15 protein-coding genes and 1 other annotated feature are annotated in these 15,494 nt (G+C 53.3%); of the genes, 12 read left to right on the top strand and 3 right to left on the bottom strand.

The genetic code is table 11. The features are described from left to right. Window positions 1–10 precede the first annotated feature (10 nt). The 4 genes from creA to creD are packed head-to-tail and all read left to right on the top strand — an operon-like array spanning window position 11 to window position 4,029. A complete protein-coding gene (gene creA, locus WHR59_RS20190; RefSeq protein ID WP_043018350.1) occupies window positions 11–484 on the top strand; it encodes a protein CreA in 474 nt (157 codons plus the stop codon). A 12-nt stretch (window positions 485–496) separates the two neighbouring features. Continuing rightward, entirely contained in the window at window positions 497–1,186 is a 690-nt protein-coding gene (gene creB, locus WHR59_RS20185; RefSeq protein WP_043018351.1) for a two-component system response regulator CreB, read from the top strand. Beyond that, window positions 1,186–2,610, top strand: a complete 1,425-nt coding sequence (creC, locus tag WHR59_RS20180; protein ID WP_043018352.1) for a two-component system sensor histidine kinase CreC — start codon at window positions 1,186–1,188, stop codon at window positions 2,608–2,610. The genes creB and creC overlap by 1 nt, the downstream gene beginning before the upstream one ends. A 57-nt stretch (window positions 2,611–2,667) precedes the next feature. After that, window positions 2,668–4,029: a cell envelope integrity protein CreD gene (creD, locus tag WHR59_RS20175; RefSeq protein ID WP_227093370.1), complete on the top strand. Its 1,362-nt coding sequence runs from the start codon at window positions 2,668–2,670 to the stop codon at window positions 4,027–4,029. A gap of 61 nt (window positions 4,030–4,090) precedes the next feature. Here the strand turns inward: creD and arcA are convergent, their stop codons facing one another. Then, on the bottom strand, window positions 4,091–4,807 hold the full coding sequence (gene arcA, locus WHR59_RS20170; protein WP_001194359.1) for a two-component system response regulator ArcA: 717 nt from the start codon (window positions 4,805–4,807) through the stop codon (window positions 4,091–4,093). Between the two features lie 95 nt (window positions 4,808–4,902). Here arcA and yjjY point away from each other — a divergent pair, with 95 nt between their 5' ends. From yjjY to thrC, 6 genes are all read left to right on the top strand, one after another. Further along, window positions 4,903–5,043, top strand: coding sequence for a protein YjjY (yjjY, locus tag WHR59_RS20165; protein WP_042998021.1), 141 nt, complete (start codon window positions 4,903–4,905; stop codon window positions 5,041–5,043). A gap of 399 nt (window positions 5,044–5,442) precedes the next feature. Continuing rightward, window positions 5,443–6,129, top strand: coding sequence for a tRNA/rRNA methyltransferase (locus tag WHR59_RS20160; RefSeq protein WP_338843400.1), 687 nt, complete (start codon window positions 5,443–5,445; stop codon window positions 6,127–6,129). 206 nt (window positions 6,130–6,335) lie between these two features. Further along, window positions 6,336–6,462: a sequence feature (Thr leader region), on the top strand. Continuing rightward, window positions 6,341–6,406 carry a thr operon leader peptide gene (gene thrL, locus WHR59_RS20155; protein ID WP_032337689.1) on the top strand — a complete coding sequence of 22 codons (66 nt, stop codon included), beginning with the start codon at window positions 6,341–6,343 and terminating at the stop codon, window positions 6,404–6,406. (Overlaps the previous feature by 66 nt.) A 23-nt stretch (window positions 6,463–6,485) precedes the next feature. After that, complete coding sequence (thrA, locus tag WHR59_RS20150; RefSeq protein ID WP_043018355.1) at window positions 6,486–8,948, top strand: bifunctional aspartate kinase/homoserine dehydrogenase I; 2,463 nt, start codon at window positions 6,486–6,488, stop codon at window positions 8,946–8,948. 1 nt (window position 8,949) lies between these two features. Next, window positions 8,950–9,879, top strand: coding sequence for a homoserine kinase (thrB, locus tag WHR59_RS20145; protein ID WP_016155645.1), 930 nt, complete (start codon window positions 8,950–8,952; stop codon window positions 9,877–9,879). A 3-nt stretch (window positions 9,880–9,882) separates the two neighbouring features. Next, entirely contained in the window at window positions 9,883–11,169 is a 1,287-nt protein-coding gene (thrC, locus tag WHR59_RS20140; RefSeq protein ID WP_043018356.1) for a threonine synthase, read from the top strand. Between the two features lie 53 nt (window positions 11,170–11,222). Here thrC and yaaA read toward each other — a convergent pair whose 3' ends face one another. Both yaaA and WHR59_RS20130 read right to left on the bottom strand, forming a co-directional pair. Continuing rightward, entirely contained in the window at window positions 11,223–11,996 is a 774-nt protein-coding gene (gene yaaA / locus WHR59_RS20135) for a peroxide stress protein YaaA (protein ID WP_043018357.1), read from the bottom strand. Window positions 11,997–12,073: 77 nt separating this feature from the next. After that, window positions 12,074–13,504, bottom strand: coding sequence for an alanine/glycine:cation symporter family protein (locus WHR59_RS20130; RefSeq protein ID WP_043018358.1), 1,431 nt, complete (start codon window positions 13,502–13,504; stop codon window positions 12,074–12,076). Window positions 13,505–13,777: 273 nt separating this feature from the next. Here WHR59_RS20130 and tal point away from each other — a divergent pair, with 273 nt between their 5' ends. Continuing rightward, window positions 13,778–14,731: a transaldolase gene (gene tal, locus WHR59_RS20125; RefSeq protein WP_016151631.1), complete on the top strand. Its 954-nt coding sequence runs from the start codon at window positions 13,778–13,780 to the stop codon at window positions 14,729–14,731. A gap of 110 nt (window positions 14,732–14,841) precedes the next feature. Beyond that, entirely contained in the window at window positions 14,842–15,429 is a 588-nt protein-coding gene (mog, locus tag WHR59_RS20120; RefSeq protein WP_043018359.1) for a molybdopterin adenylyltransferase, read from the top strand. Window positions 15,430–15,494: the final 65 nt, after the last annotated feature.

Genomic DNA, 15,494 nt, shown 5'->3' with positions numbered 1-15,494 from the left:
TGGTAACAATATGAAATATAAGAGCTTAATCATTTCCTCAATTCTGCTGATGTTGGCGCAGGTCGCCCACGCGGAGCAGATTGGATCTGTCGATACGGTTTTCAAAATGTTTGGGCCGGATCATAAAATTGTGGTCGAAGCGTTTGACGATCCGGATGTGACCAACGTGACGTGCTACGTGAGCCGGGCGAAGACCGGCGGCATCAAAGGTGGACTGGGGCTGGCGGAAGATACCTCCGATGCCGCCATCTCCTGCCAGCAGGTAGGGCCGGTAGAACTGAGCGACAGAATCAAGAACGGCAAAGCGCAGGGCGAAGTGGTGTTTAAAAAACGTACCTCGCTGGTGTTTAAATCCTTACAGGTCGTGCGTTTTTACGACGCGAAACGTAATGCGCTGGCCTATCTGGCCTATTCAGATAAAGTGGTCGATGGATCGCCCAAAAATGCCATCAGCGCGGTGCCCATCATGCCGTGGCGGCAATAACAAGGAAGCAAAATGCAACAGCCGTTGATCTGGTTAGTTGAGGATGAGCAGGGCATCGCCGATACGCTTATCTACATGCTGTCGCAGGAAGGTTTTAGCGTGGAAGCGTTTGAGCGCGGGTTACCGGTGCTGGAAAAATCTCGCCAGCGCTGTCCTGATGCGATCGTTCTGGATGTCGGTCTACCCGATATCAGCGGCTTTGAACTATGCCGACGTCTGCTGGAGCGTCATCCGGCGTTGCCGATCCTGTTTTTGACCGCGCGCAGCGATGAGGTGGATCGCCTGCTGGGGCTGGAAATCGGCGCGGATGACTATGTTGCCAAGCCTTTCTCTCCACGCGAGGTGTGCGCCCGCGTGCGTACGCTCCTGCGGCGGGTGCAGAAATTCTCCGCTCCTTCATCAATGACGCGCTGTGGGGAGTTTGAGCTTAATGAACTGGCCGCGCAGATAACCTGGTTTGGCAGGCCGTTAAACCTGACGCGCTATGAGTTTCTGTTGCTGAAAACGCTGCTGATGTCGCCGGGGCGTATTTACTCTCGCCAGCAGTTGATGGATTTAGTCTGGGCCGATGCGCAGGATACCTTCGACAGAACGGTCGATACCCACATCAAAACGCTGCGCGCCAAGCTGCGGGCTATCAACCCCGAGTTTTCCCCTATCAATACGCATCGCGGTATGGGATACAGCCTGAGGAGCGTCTGATGCGCATTGGCATGCGTTTGCTGCTCGGCTATTTTCTGATTGTTGCCGTCGCCGCCTGGTTCGTTTTGTCGATCTTTGTGCAGGAAATTAAGCCAGGTGTTCGCCGGGCGACCGAAGGCACCTTGATTGATACCGCCACGCTGCTGGCCGCGCTGGCGCGCGATGACTTGCTCTCTGACTCTCCCGCCAACGGCAAGCTGGCGCAGGCATTTTCGCAGCTGCATAACCGTCCATTCAGCGCCAATATCAGCGGCATTAACAAAGTTCGTAACGAATACCATGTCTACATGACCGACGCGCAGGGCAAGGTATTGTTTGATTCCGCCAACCAGGCCGTCGGTCAGGACTATTCCCGCTGGAACGACGTGTGGTTAACCCTGCGTGGGCAATATGGCGCCCGCAGTACGCCGCAAAACCCGAACGATCCGGAAAGTTCGGTGATGTACGTTGCCGCGCCGATCGTTGACGGCGGGCGTATTATCGGCGTGCTTAGCGTCGGTAAACCGAATGCGGCGATGGCGCCGGTGATTAAACGCAGTGAACGGCGGATGCTGTGGGCCAGCGCCGTATTACTGGGCATTGCCTTAGTGATTGGCGTCGGGATGGTATGGTGGATAAACCGCTCTATTGCCCGGCTGGCGCGCTATGCCGACTCCGTTACTGAGAATCGACCCGTCCCACTGCCTGATTTAGGCAGCAGCGAGCTACGTAAACTGGCGCAGGCGCTGGAAAGTATGCGTCTGAAGCTTGAGGGCAAAAACTACATTGAGCAATATGTCTACGCGTTAACGCACGAGCTGAAAAGTCCGCTGGCGGCCATCCGTGGCGCCGCTGAAATTTTGCGCGAAGGTCCGCCGCCGAACGTGGTTGCGCGCTTTACCGATAATATTCTGACGCAAAATGCGCGCATGCAGGCGTTGGTCGAAACTCTGCTACGTCAGGCGCGACTGGAGAATCGACAGGACATAACGTTGATGGCGGTGGCAGTAGACGCGCTGTTTGCTCAGCTTAAAGAGGCACGCAGCGTGCAACTGGCGGCAAAAAACATCACGCTGACTATTATACCTTCATCGCTTAGCGTCGCCGCCGACCCTGCGTTACTGGAGCAGGCATTGGGGAATTTGCTCGACAACGCGATCGACTTCACGCCGCAGGACGGGACGATTACGCTGAGTTCGCATCAGCAGGAGGAGCGGGTCACGTTGCAGGTCATCGACAGTGGCAGCGGGATCCCCGACTTCGCGTTACCGCGTATTTTTGAGCGCTTTTACTCGCTGCCCCGTGAGAATGGGCATAAGAGCAGCGGTTTGGGGCTGGCGTTTGTCAGCGAAGTTGCGCGACTTCACGCAGGTACGGTGACATTGTCTAACCGACCGGAAGGGGGCGTACAGGCTCTGTTTACGCTTCACCGTCACTTCACATAACTTCAAATTCTCCGCACATAGCTGTTCTACCTTGCTGATATTGCAAAGGAGAACGCTATGTTTAAATCCCCCCTGTTTTGGAAAATCGTCACCTTAGGTGGCGCAATACTGCTGCTGTTAATTCCGCTGACGATGGTCAGGCAGATAATCGTTGAGCGATCGGATTATCGTGATGACGTCGAAGATGCTATCCGTCAGAGCACCAGCGGGCCGCAAAAGATGGTAGGGCCGCTGATTGCCGTTCCGGTGACTGAACTTTATACCTCGCTGGAGGAGGGCAAAGAGGTCCAGCGTAAACGCAGCTATATCCATTTCTGGCTGCCGGAATCGTTGGTCGTTGAGGGAAATCAGAACGTAGAAGCGCGTAAAATCGGTATTTATGAAGGCCAGGTCTGGCACAACGATGTTTCGGTGAAGGCCGAGTTTAACGCCGAGCGCTTGAGCGATTTAAACCATCCCAACGTCAGCGTCGGCAAACCGTTTATTGTGGTTGGTGTGGGTGATGCGCGCGGGATTGGCGTGGTAAAAGCGCCACAGGTCAATGGCACGTCGCTGGTCGTTGAGCCGGGGACGGGGTTGGATGGACGTGCGCAGGGAATTCACATTCCGCTACCTGACGCGAGCTGGGCGGAGCAACATCTGAGCCTGGTGTTGTCGCTCAATTTGAGCGGTACCGGCGATTTCTCCGTCGTACCGGTTGGGCGTAACAGTGAAATGACCTTAACCAGCAACTGGCCGCATCCCAACTTTCTTGGGGACTTTCTTCCGGCTAAGCGCGAAATCAGTGAATCAGGATTCAAGGCCCAGTGGCAAAGCAGCTGGTTTGCCAATAACCTCGGCGAGCGCTTTGATGGCGAAAAAATTGGCTGGGAGGGCATGCCTGCGTTTAGCGTCGCTGTCGCCACGCCAGCAGATCAGTATCAGTTAACGGACAGGGCAACAAAATATGCCATCCTGCTGATTGTGCTGACCTTTATGTCTTTCTTCGTGCTTGAATGCATGACCAGTCTGCGTCTGCACCCGATGCAGTATCTGCTGGTGGGGTTATCGCTGGTGATGTTTTATCTGCTTCTGCTGGCGCTGTCAGAACACATTGGTTTTACGGCGGCGTGGATAACGGCAAGCCTGGTTGGCGCGTTAATGAACGGGGTGTATTTGCAGGCGATATTGCAGGGCTGGCGGAACAGTATTTTGTTCACCGTGGCGCTACTGGCGCTGGATGGCGTGATGTGGGTGCTGCTGCGTTCACAGGACAGCTCTTTACTGCTGGGTACCGGTGTGCTGTTGTTTGCGCTGTGTGGGGTGATGTTCCTGACGCGTAATCTTGACTGGCACTCGCTGGCGCAGCCAAAACCAAAACCGTCAGAACTTCCGGCATCTCAGCCTGAGCAGAGTGACGCGTTTCGCTTATGGAAATAGACCCGTAGAGAAATGAAAAACGGCGCATAACGCGCCGTTTTTTTTACCCATCAGAATTGAATTAATCCTGCAGGTCGCCGCAGAAACGGTAGCCTTCACCGTGAATGGTGGCGATGATTTCTGGCGTATCCGGCGTTGATTCGAAATGTTTACGAATGCGGCGGATCGTCACGTCAACGGTACGGTCATGCGGCTTCAGTTCGCGACCGGTCATTTTTTTCAGCAGTTCTGCGCGAGACTGGATTTTGCCCGGATTCTCACAGAAGTGAAGCATGGCACGGAATTCGCTGCGCGGCAGTTTATACTGCTCGCCGTCAGGACCAATCAGAGAGCGGCTGTTGATGTCCAGCTCCCAGCCATTGAACTTGTAGCTTTCGACGCTACGGCGTTCTTCGCTGACAGTACCAAGGTTCATGGTACGGGACAGCAGGTTACGAGCACGGATAGTCAGTTCGCGCGGGTTAAACGGCTTGGTGATGTAATCGTCTGCGCCGATTTCGAGGCCGAGAATTTTATCGACTTCGTTATCACGGCCCGTCAGGAACATCAGCGCAACGTTAGCTTGTTCGCGGAGTTCGCGCGCTAACAGCAGGCCATTTTTCCCAGGCAGATTGATATCCATAATCACAAGGTTGATGTCATATTCAGAGAGAATCTGATGCATTTCCGCGCCATCTGTCGCTTCGAATACATCATAGCCTTCTGCTTCGAAAATGCTTTTCAACGTGTTGCGTGTTACTAACTCGTCTTCAACGATAAGAATGTGCGGGGTCTGCATGTTTGCTACCTAAATTGCCAACTAAATCGAAACAGGAAGTACAAAAGTCCCTGACCTGCCTGATGCATGCCGTAAATTAACATGATCGGCGTAACATGACTAAAGTACGTAATTGCGTTCTTGATGCACTTTCCATCAACGTCAACAACATCATTAGCTTGGTCGTGGGTAGTTTCCCTCTGGACCCGACAGTGTCAAAAACGGCTGTCATCCTAACCATTTTAACAGCAACATAACAGGCTAAGACATGCCGGACACCCAATAAAACTACGCTTCGTTGACATATATCAAGTTCAATTGTAGCACGTTAACAGTTTGATGAAATCAACGTATCCAAATGTTTGCTTTCATCACAAAATTGCAATATTACAACTAGTTGCACGAGCAAATTAATAAATGTAATGAATCCAACCAGTGCGATCCATTTTAAATTAAATTATCATGGATAAACAGAGGGATATGCAACTTTTGTTAACATAAAAAGCAATAGTACAGCCTGGAAATAGTTTAGCATTTTTTAACGTATGCGAAATGCTTTTTCAGTGATTTCTGTTAAAAATATGTAAATTCGCGCAGCGTAATATGTTGACCTACGTCACATAATCCCTTGCAGACTGGCCAAAAAGAGTATCGAAATGCGTTTAACAATTATTCTGGTTGCCCCCGCCAGAGCGGAGAATATCGGCGCGGCTGCCCGCGCTATGAAGACTATGGGGTTCACCCAATTACGGATCGTTGACAGCGAAGCCCACCTGGAACCCGCTACGCGATGGGTTGCGCATGGTTCGGGCGATATTATTGATAATATTAACGTTTTTCCAACGTTAGCGGAGGCGCTCCACGACGTGGATTTTACCGTCGCGACCACCGCGCGCAGCCGGGCGAAGTTTCATTATTACGCCACGCCGGTCGAACTGGTTCCCCTGTTGCAGGAAAAATTAACGTGGATGGAACACGCCGCACTGGTTTTTGGTCGCGAGGATTCGGGGCTGACCAACGAAGAATTGGCTCTGGCGGATGTGCTCACCGGTGTACCTATGGTGGCTGACTATCCCTCACTCAATTTGGGACAGGCGGTGATGGTGTATTGCTATCAATTAGCAGGTTTAATACAACAACCGGCTAAAAATAGTGAGGTGACGGATGAGCTTCAGCTACAGGCATTGCGTGCGCGCGTTTTACGTTTATTAGCCACGCTGAACGTTTCTGACGACATCAAGCTGACGGACTGGCTGCAACAGCGAATGGGTCTGTTAGGGCAGCGAGACACGGCAATGTTGCACCGTTTTTTACATGATATAGAAAAAAACATCACAAAATAAAATTTCGAGAAGTTTTTGTTACGTGGTTTTTTATTCTGGCTTCAAGTGGGGGAAACATGCTGTTTTGGTTGAAAGTAAAAGGGCAAGCAGTCGCTCGTGAACAAGTTTCGGAATGTGATCAATTTAAAAATTTATTGACTTAGGCCAGCAGATACTTTAACCCTAAAAGAATACAGCACAGACAGATAATAATTACAGAGCACACAACATCATGAAACGCATCAGCATCACTATTACCACAACCATCACCATTACCACAGGTAACGGTGCGGGCTGACGCGTACAGGAAACACAAGAAAAAGCCCGCACCTAAACAGTGCGGGCTTTTTTTTCGACCAAAGGCAATGAGGTAAACCATGCGAGTGTTGAAGTTCGGCGGTACATCAGTGGCAAATGCAGAGCGCTTTCTGCGGGTTGCCGATATTTTGGAAAGCAATGCCAGACAGGGGCAGGTCGCGACCGTACTCTCTGCCCCCGCAAAAATTACCAACCATCTGGTGGCGATGATTGAAAAGACCATCGGTGGTCAGGATGCTTTAGCCAACATCAGCGACGCCGAACGCATTTTCTCTGAACTGCTGGTGGGTCTGGCCGCTGCACAGCCGGGTTTCCCGCTGGCTCCGCTCAAAGCCTTTGTTGAACAAGAATTTGCCCAGATTAAGCACGTCCTGCACGGTATCAGCCTGCTGGGACAGTGCCCGGACAGTATCAATGCCGCGCTTATCTGCCGTGGTGAAAAAATGTCGATCGCCATCATGGCAGGCCTGCTGGAAGCGCGCGGGCACAACGTGACGGTCATTGACCCGGTGGAGAAATTGCTGGCAGTAGGCCATTACCTCGAATCTACCGTTGATATCGCCGAATCTACGCGCCGCATTGCCGCCAGCCGTATTCCTGCTGACCATATGATTCTGATGGCCGGATTTACTGCCGGAAATGAGAAAGGTGAATTAGTGGTGCTGGGGCGTAATGGCTCTGACTACTCTGCCGCCGTACTGGCCGCCTGTTTGCGCGCTGATTGTTGTGAGATCTGGACCGATGTTGACGGCGTATATACCTGCGATCCGCGTCAGGTACCCGACGCCCGGCTGCTGAAGTCGATGTCTTATCAGGAAGCGATGGAGCTTTCTTACTTCGGCGCCAAAGTTCTGCACCCGCGCACCATTACCCCTATTGCTCAGTTCCAGATCCCGTGCCTGATTAAAAATACCGGTAATCCGCAAGCGCCCGGTACGTTGATCGGTGCCAGCAGTGATGACGACGATTTGCCGGTAAAAGGCATTTCTAACCTCAATAATATGGCGATGTTTAGCGTCTCCGGCCCTGGGATGAAAGGCATGGTGGGTATGGCAGCGCGCGTTTTCGCCGCGATGTCGCGTGCGGGCATCTCGGTAGTGCTGATCACCCAATCCTCTTCTGAATACAGCATCAGTTTCTGCGTCCCACAGGGCGACTGCGCGCGTGCGCAGCGCGCCATGCAGGATGAATTCTATCTCGAACTGAAAGAAGGCCTGCTGGAGCCGCTGGCGGTGACTGAGCGACTGGCTATCATCTCCGTCGTTGGCGATGGTATGCGCACGCTGCGCGGCATCTCGGCGAAATTCTTTGCCGCGCTGGCTCGTGCGAACATCAACATCGTGGCGATCGCCCAGGGGTCGTCCGAGCGTTCTATTTCGGTGGTAGTGAACAACGATGACGCGACCACCGGCGTACGCGTTACCCATCAGATGCTGTTCAACACCGACCAGGTGATTGAAGTGTTTGTGATTGGCGTAGGCGGAGTGGGCGGTGCGCTGCTGGAACAACTTAAACGTCAGCAGACCTGGCTCAAAAAGAAGCATATCGATCTGCGCGTGTGCGGGGTGGCGAACTCGAAGGCTCTGCTGACCAACGTCCACGGTTTGAATCTGGAAAACTGGCAGACGGAGCTGGAAAGCGCGAAAGAGCCATTCAACCTTGGGCGCCTCATTCGTCTGGTGAAAGAATATCATCTGCTCAACCCGGTGATTGTCGACTGTACCTCAAGCCAGGCGGTGGCGGATCAGTATGCTGACTTCCTGCGCGAAGGCTTCCATGTGGTCACGCCGAACAAAAAGGCCAACACGTCGTCGATGGATTACTACCATCAGTTGCGTTTTGCCGCGGCGAAGTCGCGTCGTAAATTCCTGTACGACACCAACGTGGGCGCGGGCTTGCCGGTTATTGAAAACCTGCAAAATCTGCTCAGCGCGGGCGATGAACTGCAACGATTCTCAGGCATTCTTTCCGGTTCGCTGTCGTTTATTTTCGGCAAGCTGGATGAAGGCATGAGCTTCTCCCAGGCCACCACAATGGCGCGTGAACTGGGCTATACCGAACCCGATCCGCGTGACGATCTTTCCGGTACGGACGTGGCGCGTAAGCTGCTGATCCTGGCCCGTGAAACCGGTCGTGAGCTGGAGCTTTCTGACATTGTCATTGAGCCGGTCCTGCCAAAAGAGTTTGATGATTCTGGTGATGTTTCCGCGTTTATGGCGAAATTGTCGCAACTGGACGACGCCTTTGCCGCGCGCGTGGCGAAAGCCCGTGATGAGGGGAAAGTATTGCGCTATGTTGGCAATATCGAAGAGGACGGCGTTTGTCGCGTGAAAATTGATGCAGTGGACGGCAACGATCCGCTGTTCAAAGTGAAAAACGGTGAAAACGCGCTGGCATTCTATAGCCACTACTATCAGCCGTTACCGTTGGTTCTGCGCGGATACGGCGCGGGTAACGATGTGACGGCGGCGGGCGTCTTTGCCGACCTGCTACGCACCCTTTCATGGAAGTTAGGAGTCTGACATGGTGAGAGTTTATGCCCCGGCTTCCAGTGCCAATATGAGCGTCGGGTTTGATGTGCTCGGCGCGGCGGTAACCCCGGTGGACGGTTCGCTGTTGGGAGATGTGGTGTCCGTTGAAGCGGCCGACCATTTCAGCCTTAACAACCTCGGGCGCTTTGCCAACAAACTGCCGCCTGAGCCGCGAGAAAATATTGTCTACCAGTGCTGGGAGCGATTCTGTCAGGAGCTAGGTAAAAGCGTTCCGGTGGCAATGACGCTGGAAAAAAATATGCCAATTGGCTCCGGGTTAGGCTCCAGCGCCTGTTCCGTCGTGGCGGCGTTAGTCGCTATGAACGAACACTGCGGTAAGCCGCTCAACGATACGCGCTTGTTAGCGATAATGGGCGAGCTGGAAGGGCGTATCTCCGGCAGTATTCATTACGATAACGTCGCACCGTGCTTTTTGGGCGGCATGCAGTTAATGATCGAAGAAAACGGCATTATCAGCCAGCAGGTGCCAGGCTTTGATGAGTGGCTGTGGGTACTGGCGTATCCGGGGATTAAAGTGTCAACGGCAGAAGCACGGGCGATTTTACCTGCGCAGTATCGCCGTCAGGACTGTATCGCCCACGGGCGACATCTGGCTGGATTTATTCATGCCTGCTATTCCCGTCAGCCTGGGCTTGCTGCGAAGCTGATGAAAGATGTCATTGCTGAGCCGTATCGTACCCGCTTGCTGCCAGGCTTTAGTCAGGCGCGTCAGGCGGTAGCGGAAATCGGCGCGCTGGCCAGCGGTATCTCCGGGTCGGGGCCGACGCTGTTTGCCTTGTGCGACAAACCGGATACAGCGCAGCGCGTAGCAGATTGGCTGGGGAAAAATTATCTGCAAAATCAGGAAGGCTTTGTTCATATTTGCCGGCTGGACACGGCGGGCGCACGGGTACTGGGATAATCAATGAAACTGTATAATCTGAAAGATCACAACGAACAGGTCAGCTTTGCGCAGGCCGTCACGCAAGGACTTGGCAAGAATCAGGGATTGTTTTTTCCGCACGATTTGCCGGAATTCAATCTGACAGAAGTTGATGAGATGCTGGACCTGGATTTCGTTAGCCGCAGCGCGAAGATCCTTTCCGCATTTATCGGGGATGAGATCCCTCAGGAGATCCTGGAACAGCGCGTGCGCGCGGCGTTTGCCTTCCCGGCGCCGGTGGCCCAGGTTGCTGCGGATGTCGGCTGTCTGGAACTGTTCCACGGCCCAACGCTTGCATTTAAAGACTTTGGCGGTCGCTTTATGGCGCAGATGCTGACGCATATCAGCGGCGACAAACCGGTCACCATTCTGACGGCGACCTCCGGAGACACTGGGGCGGCGGTTGCACATGCCTTTTATGGCCTGAAAAATGTGCGCGTGGTAATCCTCTACCCGAACGGCAAGATCAGCCCATTACAGGAAAAACTGTTCTGTACGCTGGGCGGCAATATTGAAACCGTAGCAATTGATGGCGATTTTGATGCCTGCCAGGCGCTGGTGAAACAGGCGTTTGATGACGAAGAACTGAAGACGGCTCTGGGGCTGAACTCGGCTAACTCGATCAACATCAGCCGTCTGCTGGCGCAAATCTGTTATTACTTTGAGGCCGTGGCCCAACTGCCGCAAGAGGCGCGTAATCAACTGGTAATCTCCGTTCCCAGCGGTAACTTTGGCGATTTAACCGCCGGGCTGTTGGCGAAATCGCTGGGCTTGCCGGTGAAACGTTTTATTGCGGCGACCAACGTCAACGATACGGTTCCGCGTTTCCTTGCACAAGGTGAGTGGGCGCCGAAAGCGACTCAGGCGACGTTGTCGAATGCGATGGATGTCAGCCAGCCGAACAACTGGCCGCGCGTGGAAGAACTGTTCCGCCGTAAAATCTGGCGCCTGAATGAGCTGGGTTATGCCGCCGTTGACGATGCTACGACGCAGGATACGATGCGTGAGCTGCATGAGATGGGGTACACCTCAGAACCGCATGCGGCGGTGGCGTACCGTGCGCTGCGCGACCAGTTGAACCCTGGCGAGTACGGCCTGTTCCTCGGTACTGCGCATCCGGCGAAGTTTAAAGAAAGCGTTGAAGAGATTCTTGACCTGAAGCTGGCTCTGCCAAAAGAGCTGGCGGAACGCGCGGACCTGCCGCTGCTTTCTCATCACCTGCCTGCTGATTTTGCTGCGCTGCGTAAGCTGATGATGACTCGCGGTTAACGGTGGTGCCCGCTGGCGCTTTGCTTAGCGGGCCCCGCTATCCGGCATGTACGCTACTGCTCGTGGCGTTTAAACACCAGTTCGCCATTCCCTGACGCTTCTTCATCAAAGAAATAACCTTCGCTGTTAAAAGCGGTCAGTTGTTCTGGCTGCGTTAAGCGATTCTCAATAATGTAGCGACTCATCAGGCCGCGCGCTTTTTTGGCATAGAAGCTGATGACTTTGAACTTGCCGTTCTTCTCATCAAGGAAGACCGGTTTGATAAGCTCTGCGTTGAGCTTTTTCGGCTTCACGGATTTAAAATACTCATCCGAGGCGAGGTTAATCACCACGCTGTCGCCTTGCGCTTCAAGTGCTTCATTAAGTTTATCGGTGATGATATCTCCCCAGAACTGGTAGAGATCTTTACCCTTCGCATTGGCCAGACGAATGCCCATTTCCAGACGGTAAGGCTGCATCAAATCCAGCGGACGCAAAACACCGTAAAGCCCGGACAACATGCGTAAATGCTGCTGAGCGAAGTCGAAATCCGCCTCACTGAAGGTTTCAGCCTGCAGCCCGGTATACACGTCGCCTTTAAACGCCAGAATGGCCTGGCGCGCGTTTTCCGGCGTGAAGTCAGGCTGCCAGTCATGGAAACGCGTGGCATTCAGATCCGCCAGCTTGTCGCTAATCCCCATCAGCTTGCCAATCTGCGGGGCAGAGAGCTGGCGCGCCACGTGAATCAGCTGCTGGGAGTGATCCAGCAGTTCGGGCAACGTATGACGTGTCGTTGCCAGCGGACTTTGGTAGTCGAGCGTTTTTGCAGGTGAAATCAGAATCAGCATATCCAGTCCTTGCAGGAAATTTACTGCGACTTTAGCAAAAAAAACGACTGAATTGATCGATGGTTGCGATTGCCGCGCTATTCGCGCGGCGTTTCATCCCAGCTTTCGGGCGCAAGCTGTTGTCTGATATCAGGATAACGGCGCGGATCGAATTGCGGGCGCACCCCGAGTTTACGCTGGCGCAGATAGTCGCTGGCGATGGTATGTACAACTGGAGAAAGCAGCAAAATCGCCGTCAGGTTAGTGATGGCCATACAGGCCATAATGATGTCGGCCAATTGCCAGACCAGCGGGACACTGATTAACGTTCCGCCGACCACGGTGCTAACGGTGGCGATCCGTAATAGCCAGATGACGCGCATGTTGTCCATCTTCAGGAAAACGAGGTTATTTTCCGCGTAGATGTAGTTGGCGACGATAGAGCTAAAGGCAAACAGAATCACAATGAAAGCCACAAATCCGGCTCCCCATTCCCCCGTGAGTGTTACCATCGCTTTCTGAAGCAGTTGGATGCCTTCCATTGGCACATAGCTGGTGCCATTACCTGCCAACAGAACGATCATCGCGCTGGCGGTACAGAGAATCAGCGTATCAACTAATACTCCGATCATTTGCACAATGCCTTGTGCCGCCGGATGCGGGGGCCACGACGCTGCCGAGGCGGCGGCATTCGGGGTTGATCCCATCCCGGCCTCATTAGAAAACATACCGCGTTGAAAGCCGCTGGCAATGGCCTGGCTTAGCGTATACCCGGCGGCACCGGCCGCGGCCTCCTGCCAGCCGAAAGCGCTTTTTATAATGGTCATGATAATGCCGGGAAGCTGCCCGAAATGCCAAAGGCAGATGATGATACTGCAACCGACCCACAGCAGAGCCATCATCGGAACGAACCATTGCATCAGGCGGGCAACGCCTTTAATGCCGCCGACGATTGCCAGCAATGACACGATTGCCAGGGTGATACCGGAGAAGAGGGGAGGGATATCAAACGCAAAGGTTAGCGCACGAGAGACCGAATTTGCCTGAACGCTGTTAAAAATCAGCCCGTAGGCAATGAGTAAAAAGATGGCAAAAAGCACGCCCATCCAGCGCATGCCCAGCCCACGCGCCATATACCACGCAGGACCGCCGCGAAACTGTCCCTTGCTGTCGCGTTCTTTGTACAGTTGGGCAAGCGAGCACTCGGCAAATGACGTTGCCATGCCAATAACCGCCGAAACCCACATCCAGAAAACGGCTCCCGCGCCGCCGGCGGCAATCGCCAACGCCACGCCTGCCAGATTGCCGCTACCGATTCGTGCGGCAAGACTGGTGCATAAAGCCTGAAAGGAAGTTAAACCGCCCGGCTGCGGGCTGATGCTATTTTTAAGACTTTTGCCAAACTGGCGAATGTAGCGAAACTGAACGAACCCTGTACGCCAGGTGAACCAACATCCTGCGCCAAGCAGGAGGTAGATCATCACCGATCCCCAGAGTATTTCATTAATAAATGAGAAAAAATCAGGCATTAACATCCCTCTTGTTGATGCCGGTTAGCGCGAGGATTTCCGTGTAAGCGCTACCAATAATCGACCAGTATATACCTTGAAAGGTGATTGATTGCGGGAGTTTATCATAACAATCGTTATATCCTTAATTGCGCATCTCGGGCTTTGAGATGCGTAATCAGGGCTGAGCGGCTGGTCGGACAATCCAGGCGGTTGCGCTGAGAGTGCGTCGTGCTATCATCAGGGAAGATCGGTTACATCCCCCTAACAAGCTGTTTAAAGAGAATCGCTATCATGACGGACAAATTGACCTCCCTTCGTCAGTTCACCACAGTAGTGGCCGACACCGGAGACATCGCGGCAATGAAGCTGTATCAGCCTCAGGATGCCACAACTAACCCTTCTCTCATTCTTAACGCAGCGCAGATCCCGGAATACCGCAAGCTGATTGATGACGCTGTAGCCTGGGCTAAGCAGCAGAGCAACGACCGTGCGCAGCAGGTCGTCGACGCGACCGACAAACTGGCAGTAAATATCGGTCTGGAGATCCTGAAACTGGTCCCGGGTCGTATCTCCACTGAAGTTGACGCTCGTCTGTCCTACGACACCGACGCGTCTATCGCAAAAGCAAAACGCCTGATCAAAATGTACAACGATGCTGGTATCAGCAACGATCGCATTCTGATCAAACTGGCTTCAACCTGGCAGGGCATCCGTGCCGCTGAGCAGTTGGAAAAAGAAGGCATCAACTGTAACCTGACTCTGCTGTTCTCCTTCGCGCAGGCGCGTGCATGTGCAGAAGCTGGCGTATACCTGATTTCTCCGTTCGTTGGCCGTATTCTTGACTGGTACAAAGCCAACACCGACAAAAAAGAGTATGCGCCGGCAGAAGATCCGGGTGTGGTTTCCGTAACGGAAATCTACGAGTACTACAAACAACACGGTTACGAAACTGTGGTGATGGGTGCGAGCTTCCGTAACATTGGCGAAATCATTGAGCTGGCAGGCTGCGATCGTCTGACGATTGCACCGGCACTGCTGAAAGAGCTGGCGGAAAGCGAAGGCGCTATCGAACGTAAACTGTCCTTCTCCGGCGAAGTGAAAGCGCGCCCTGCACGCATCACTGAAGCTGAGTTCCTGTGGCAGCACAACCAGGATCCGATGGCTGTAGACAAACTGGCGGACGGTATCCGTAAGTTTGCTGTAGACCAGGGTAAACTGGAAAAAATGATCGGCGATCTGCTGTAATCATTAGCGCGTGGCCCTGATATGGGTCACGCTACCTCTTCTGAAACCTGTCTGTCCTTCCCTTCGCAGTGTATCATTCTGTTTAACGAGACTGTTTAAACGGAATAATCATGAATACTTTACGCATTGGCCTGGTTTCCATTTCTGACCGTGCTTCCAGCGGCGTTTACCAGGATAAAGGTATCCCAGCCCTTGAAGAGTGGCTGGCGTCTGCCCTTACCACCCCTTTTGAGCTGCAAACGCGGTTGATCCCGGATGAACAGGCGATCATCGAACAGACCTTATGCGAGCTGGTGGATGAAATGAGCTGTCATCTGGTACTGACTACCGGCGGAACGGGTCCGGCCCGTCGCGACGTGACGCCTGATGCCACGCTGGCCGTAGCCGACCGCCAGATGCCGGGCTTTGGCGAGCAGATGCGCCAGATAAGCCTGCATTTTGTGCCAACGGCTATTCTCTCCCGCCAGGTTGGCGTGATTCGCAAGCAGGCGCTGATCCTGAATCTGCCTGGACAGCCGAAGTCGATCAAAGAAACGCTGGAAGGTGTGAAAGATGCCGACGGTAAAGTTATCGTACCGGGTATTTTTGCAAGTGTACCGTATTGTATACAGTTGTTGGATGGGCCGTATGTGGAAACCGCACCGGCTGTTGTAGCATCTTTTCGCCCTAAAAGCGCAATTCGCGATACAAACCCCTGAAAGTAGCGCGATCGTGACATAAGTGCCAATGACAGTGGAGTATTGAATTGTTTACGATATAGTAA

The sequence above is a fragment of the Citrobacter europaeus genome, assembly GCF_037482245.1.
GTDB classification, from domain to species: Bacteria; Pseudomonadota; Gammaproteobacteria; order Enterobacterales; family Enterobacteriaceae; genus Citrobacter; species Citrobacter europaeus.
This window is presented reverse-complemented; position numbering and strand designations above follow the sequence as displayed.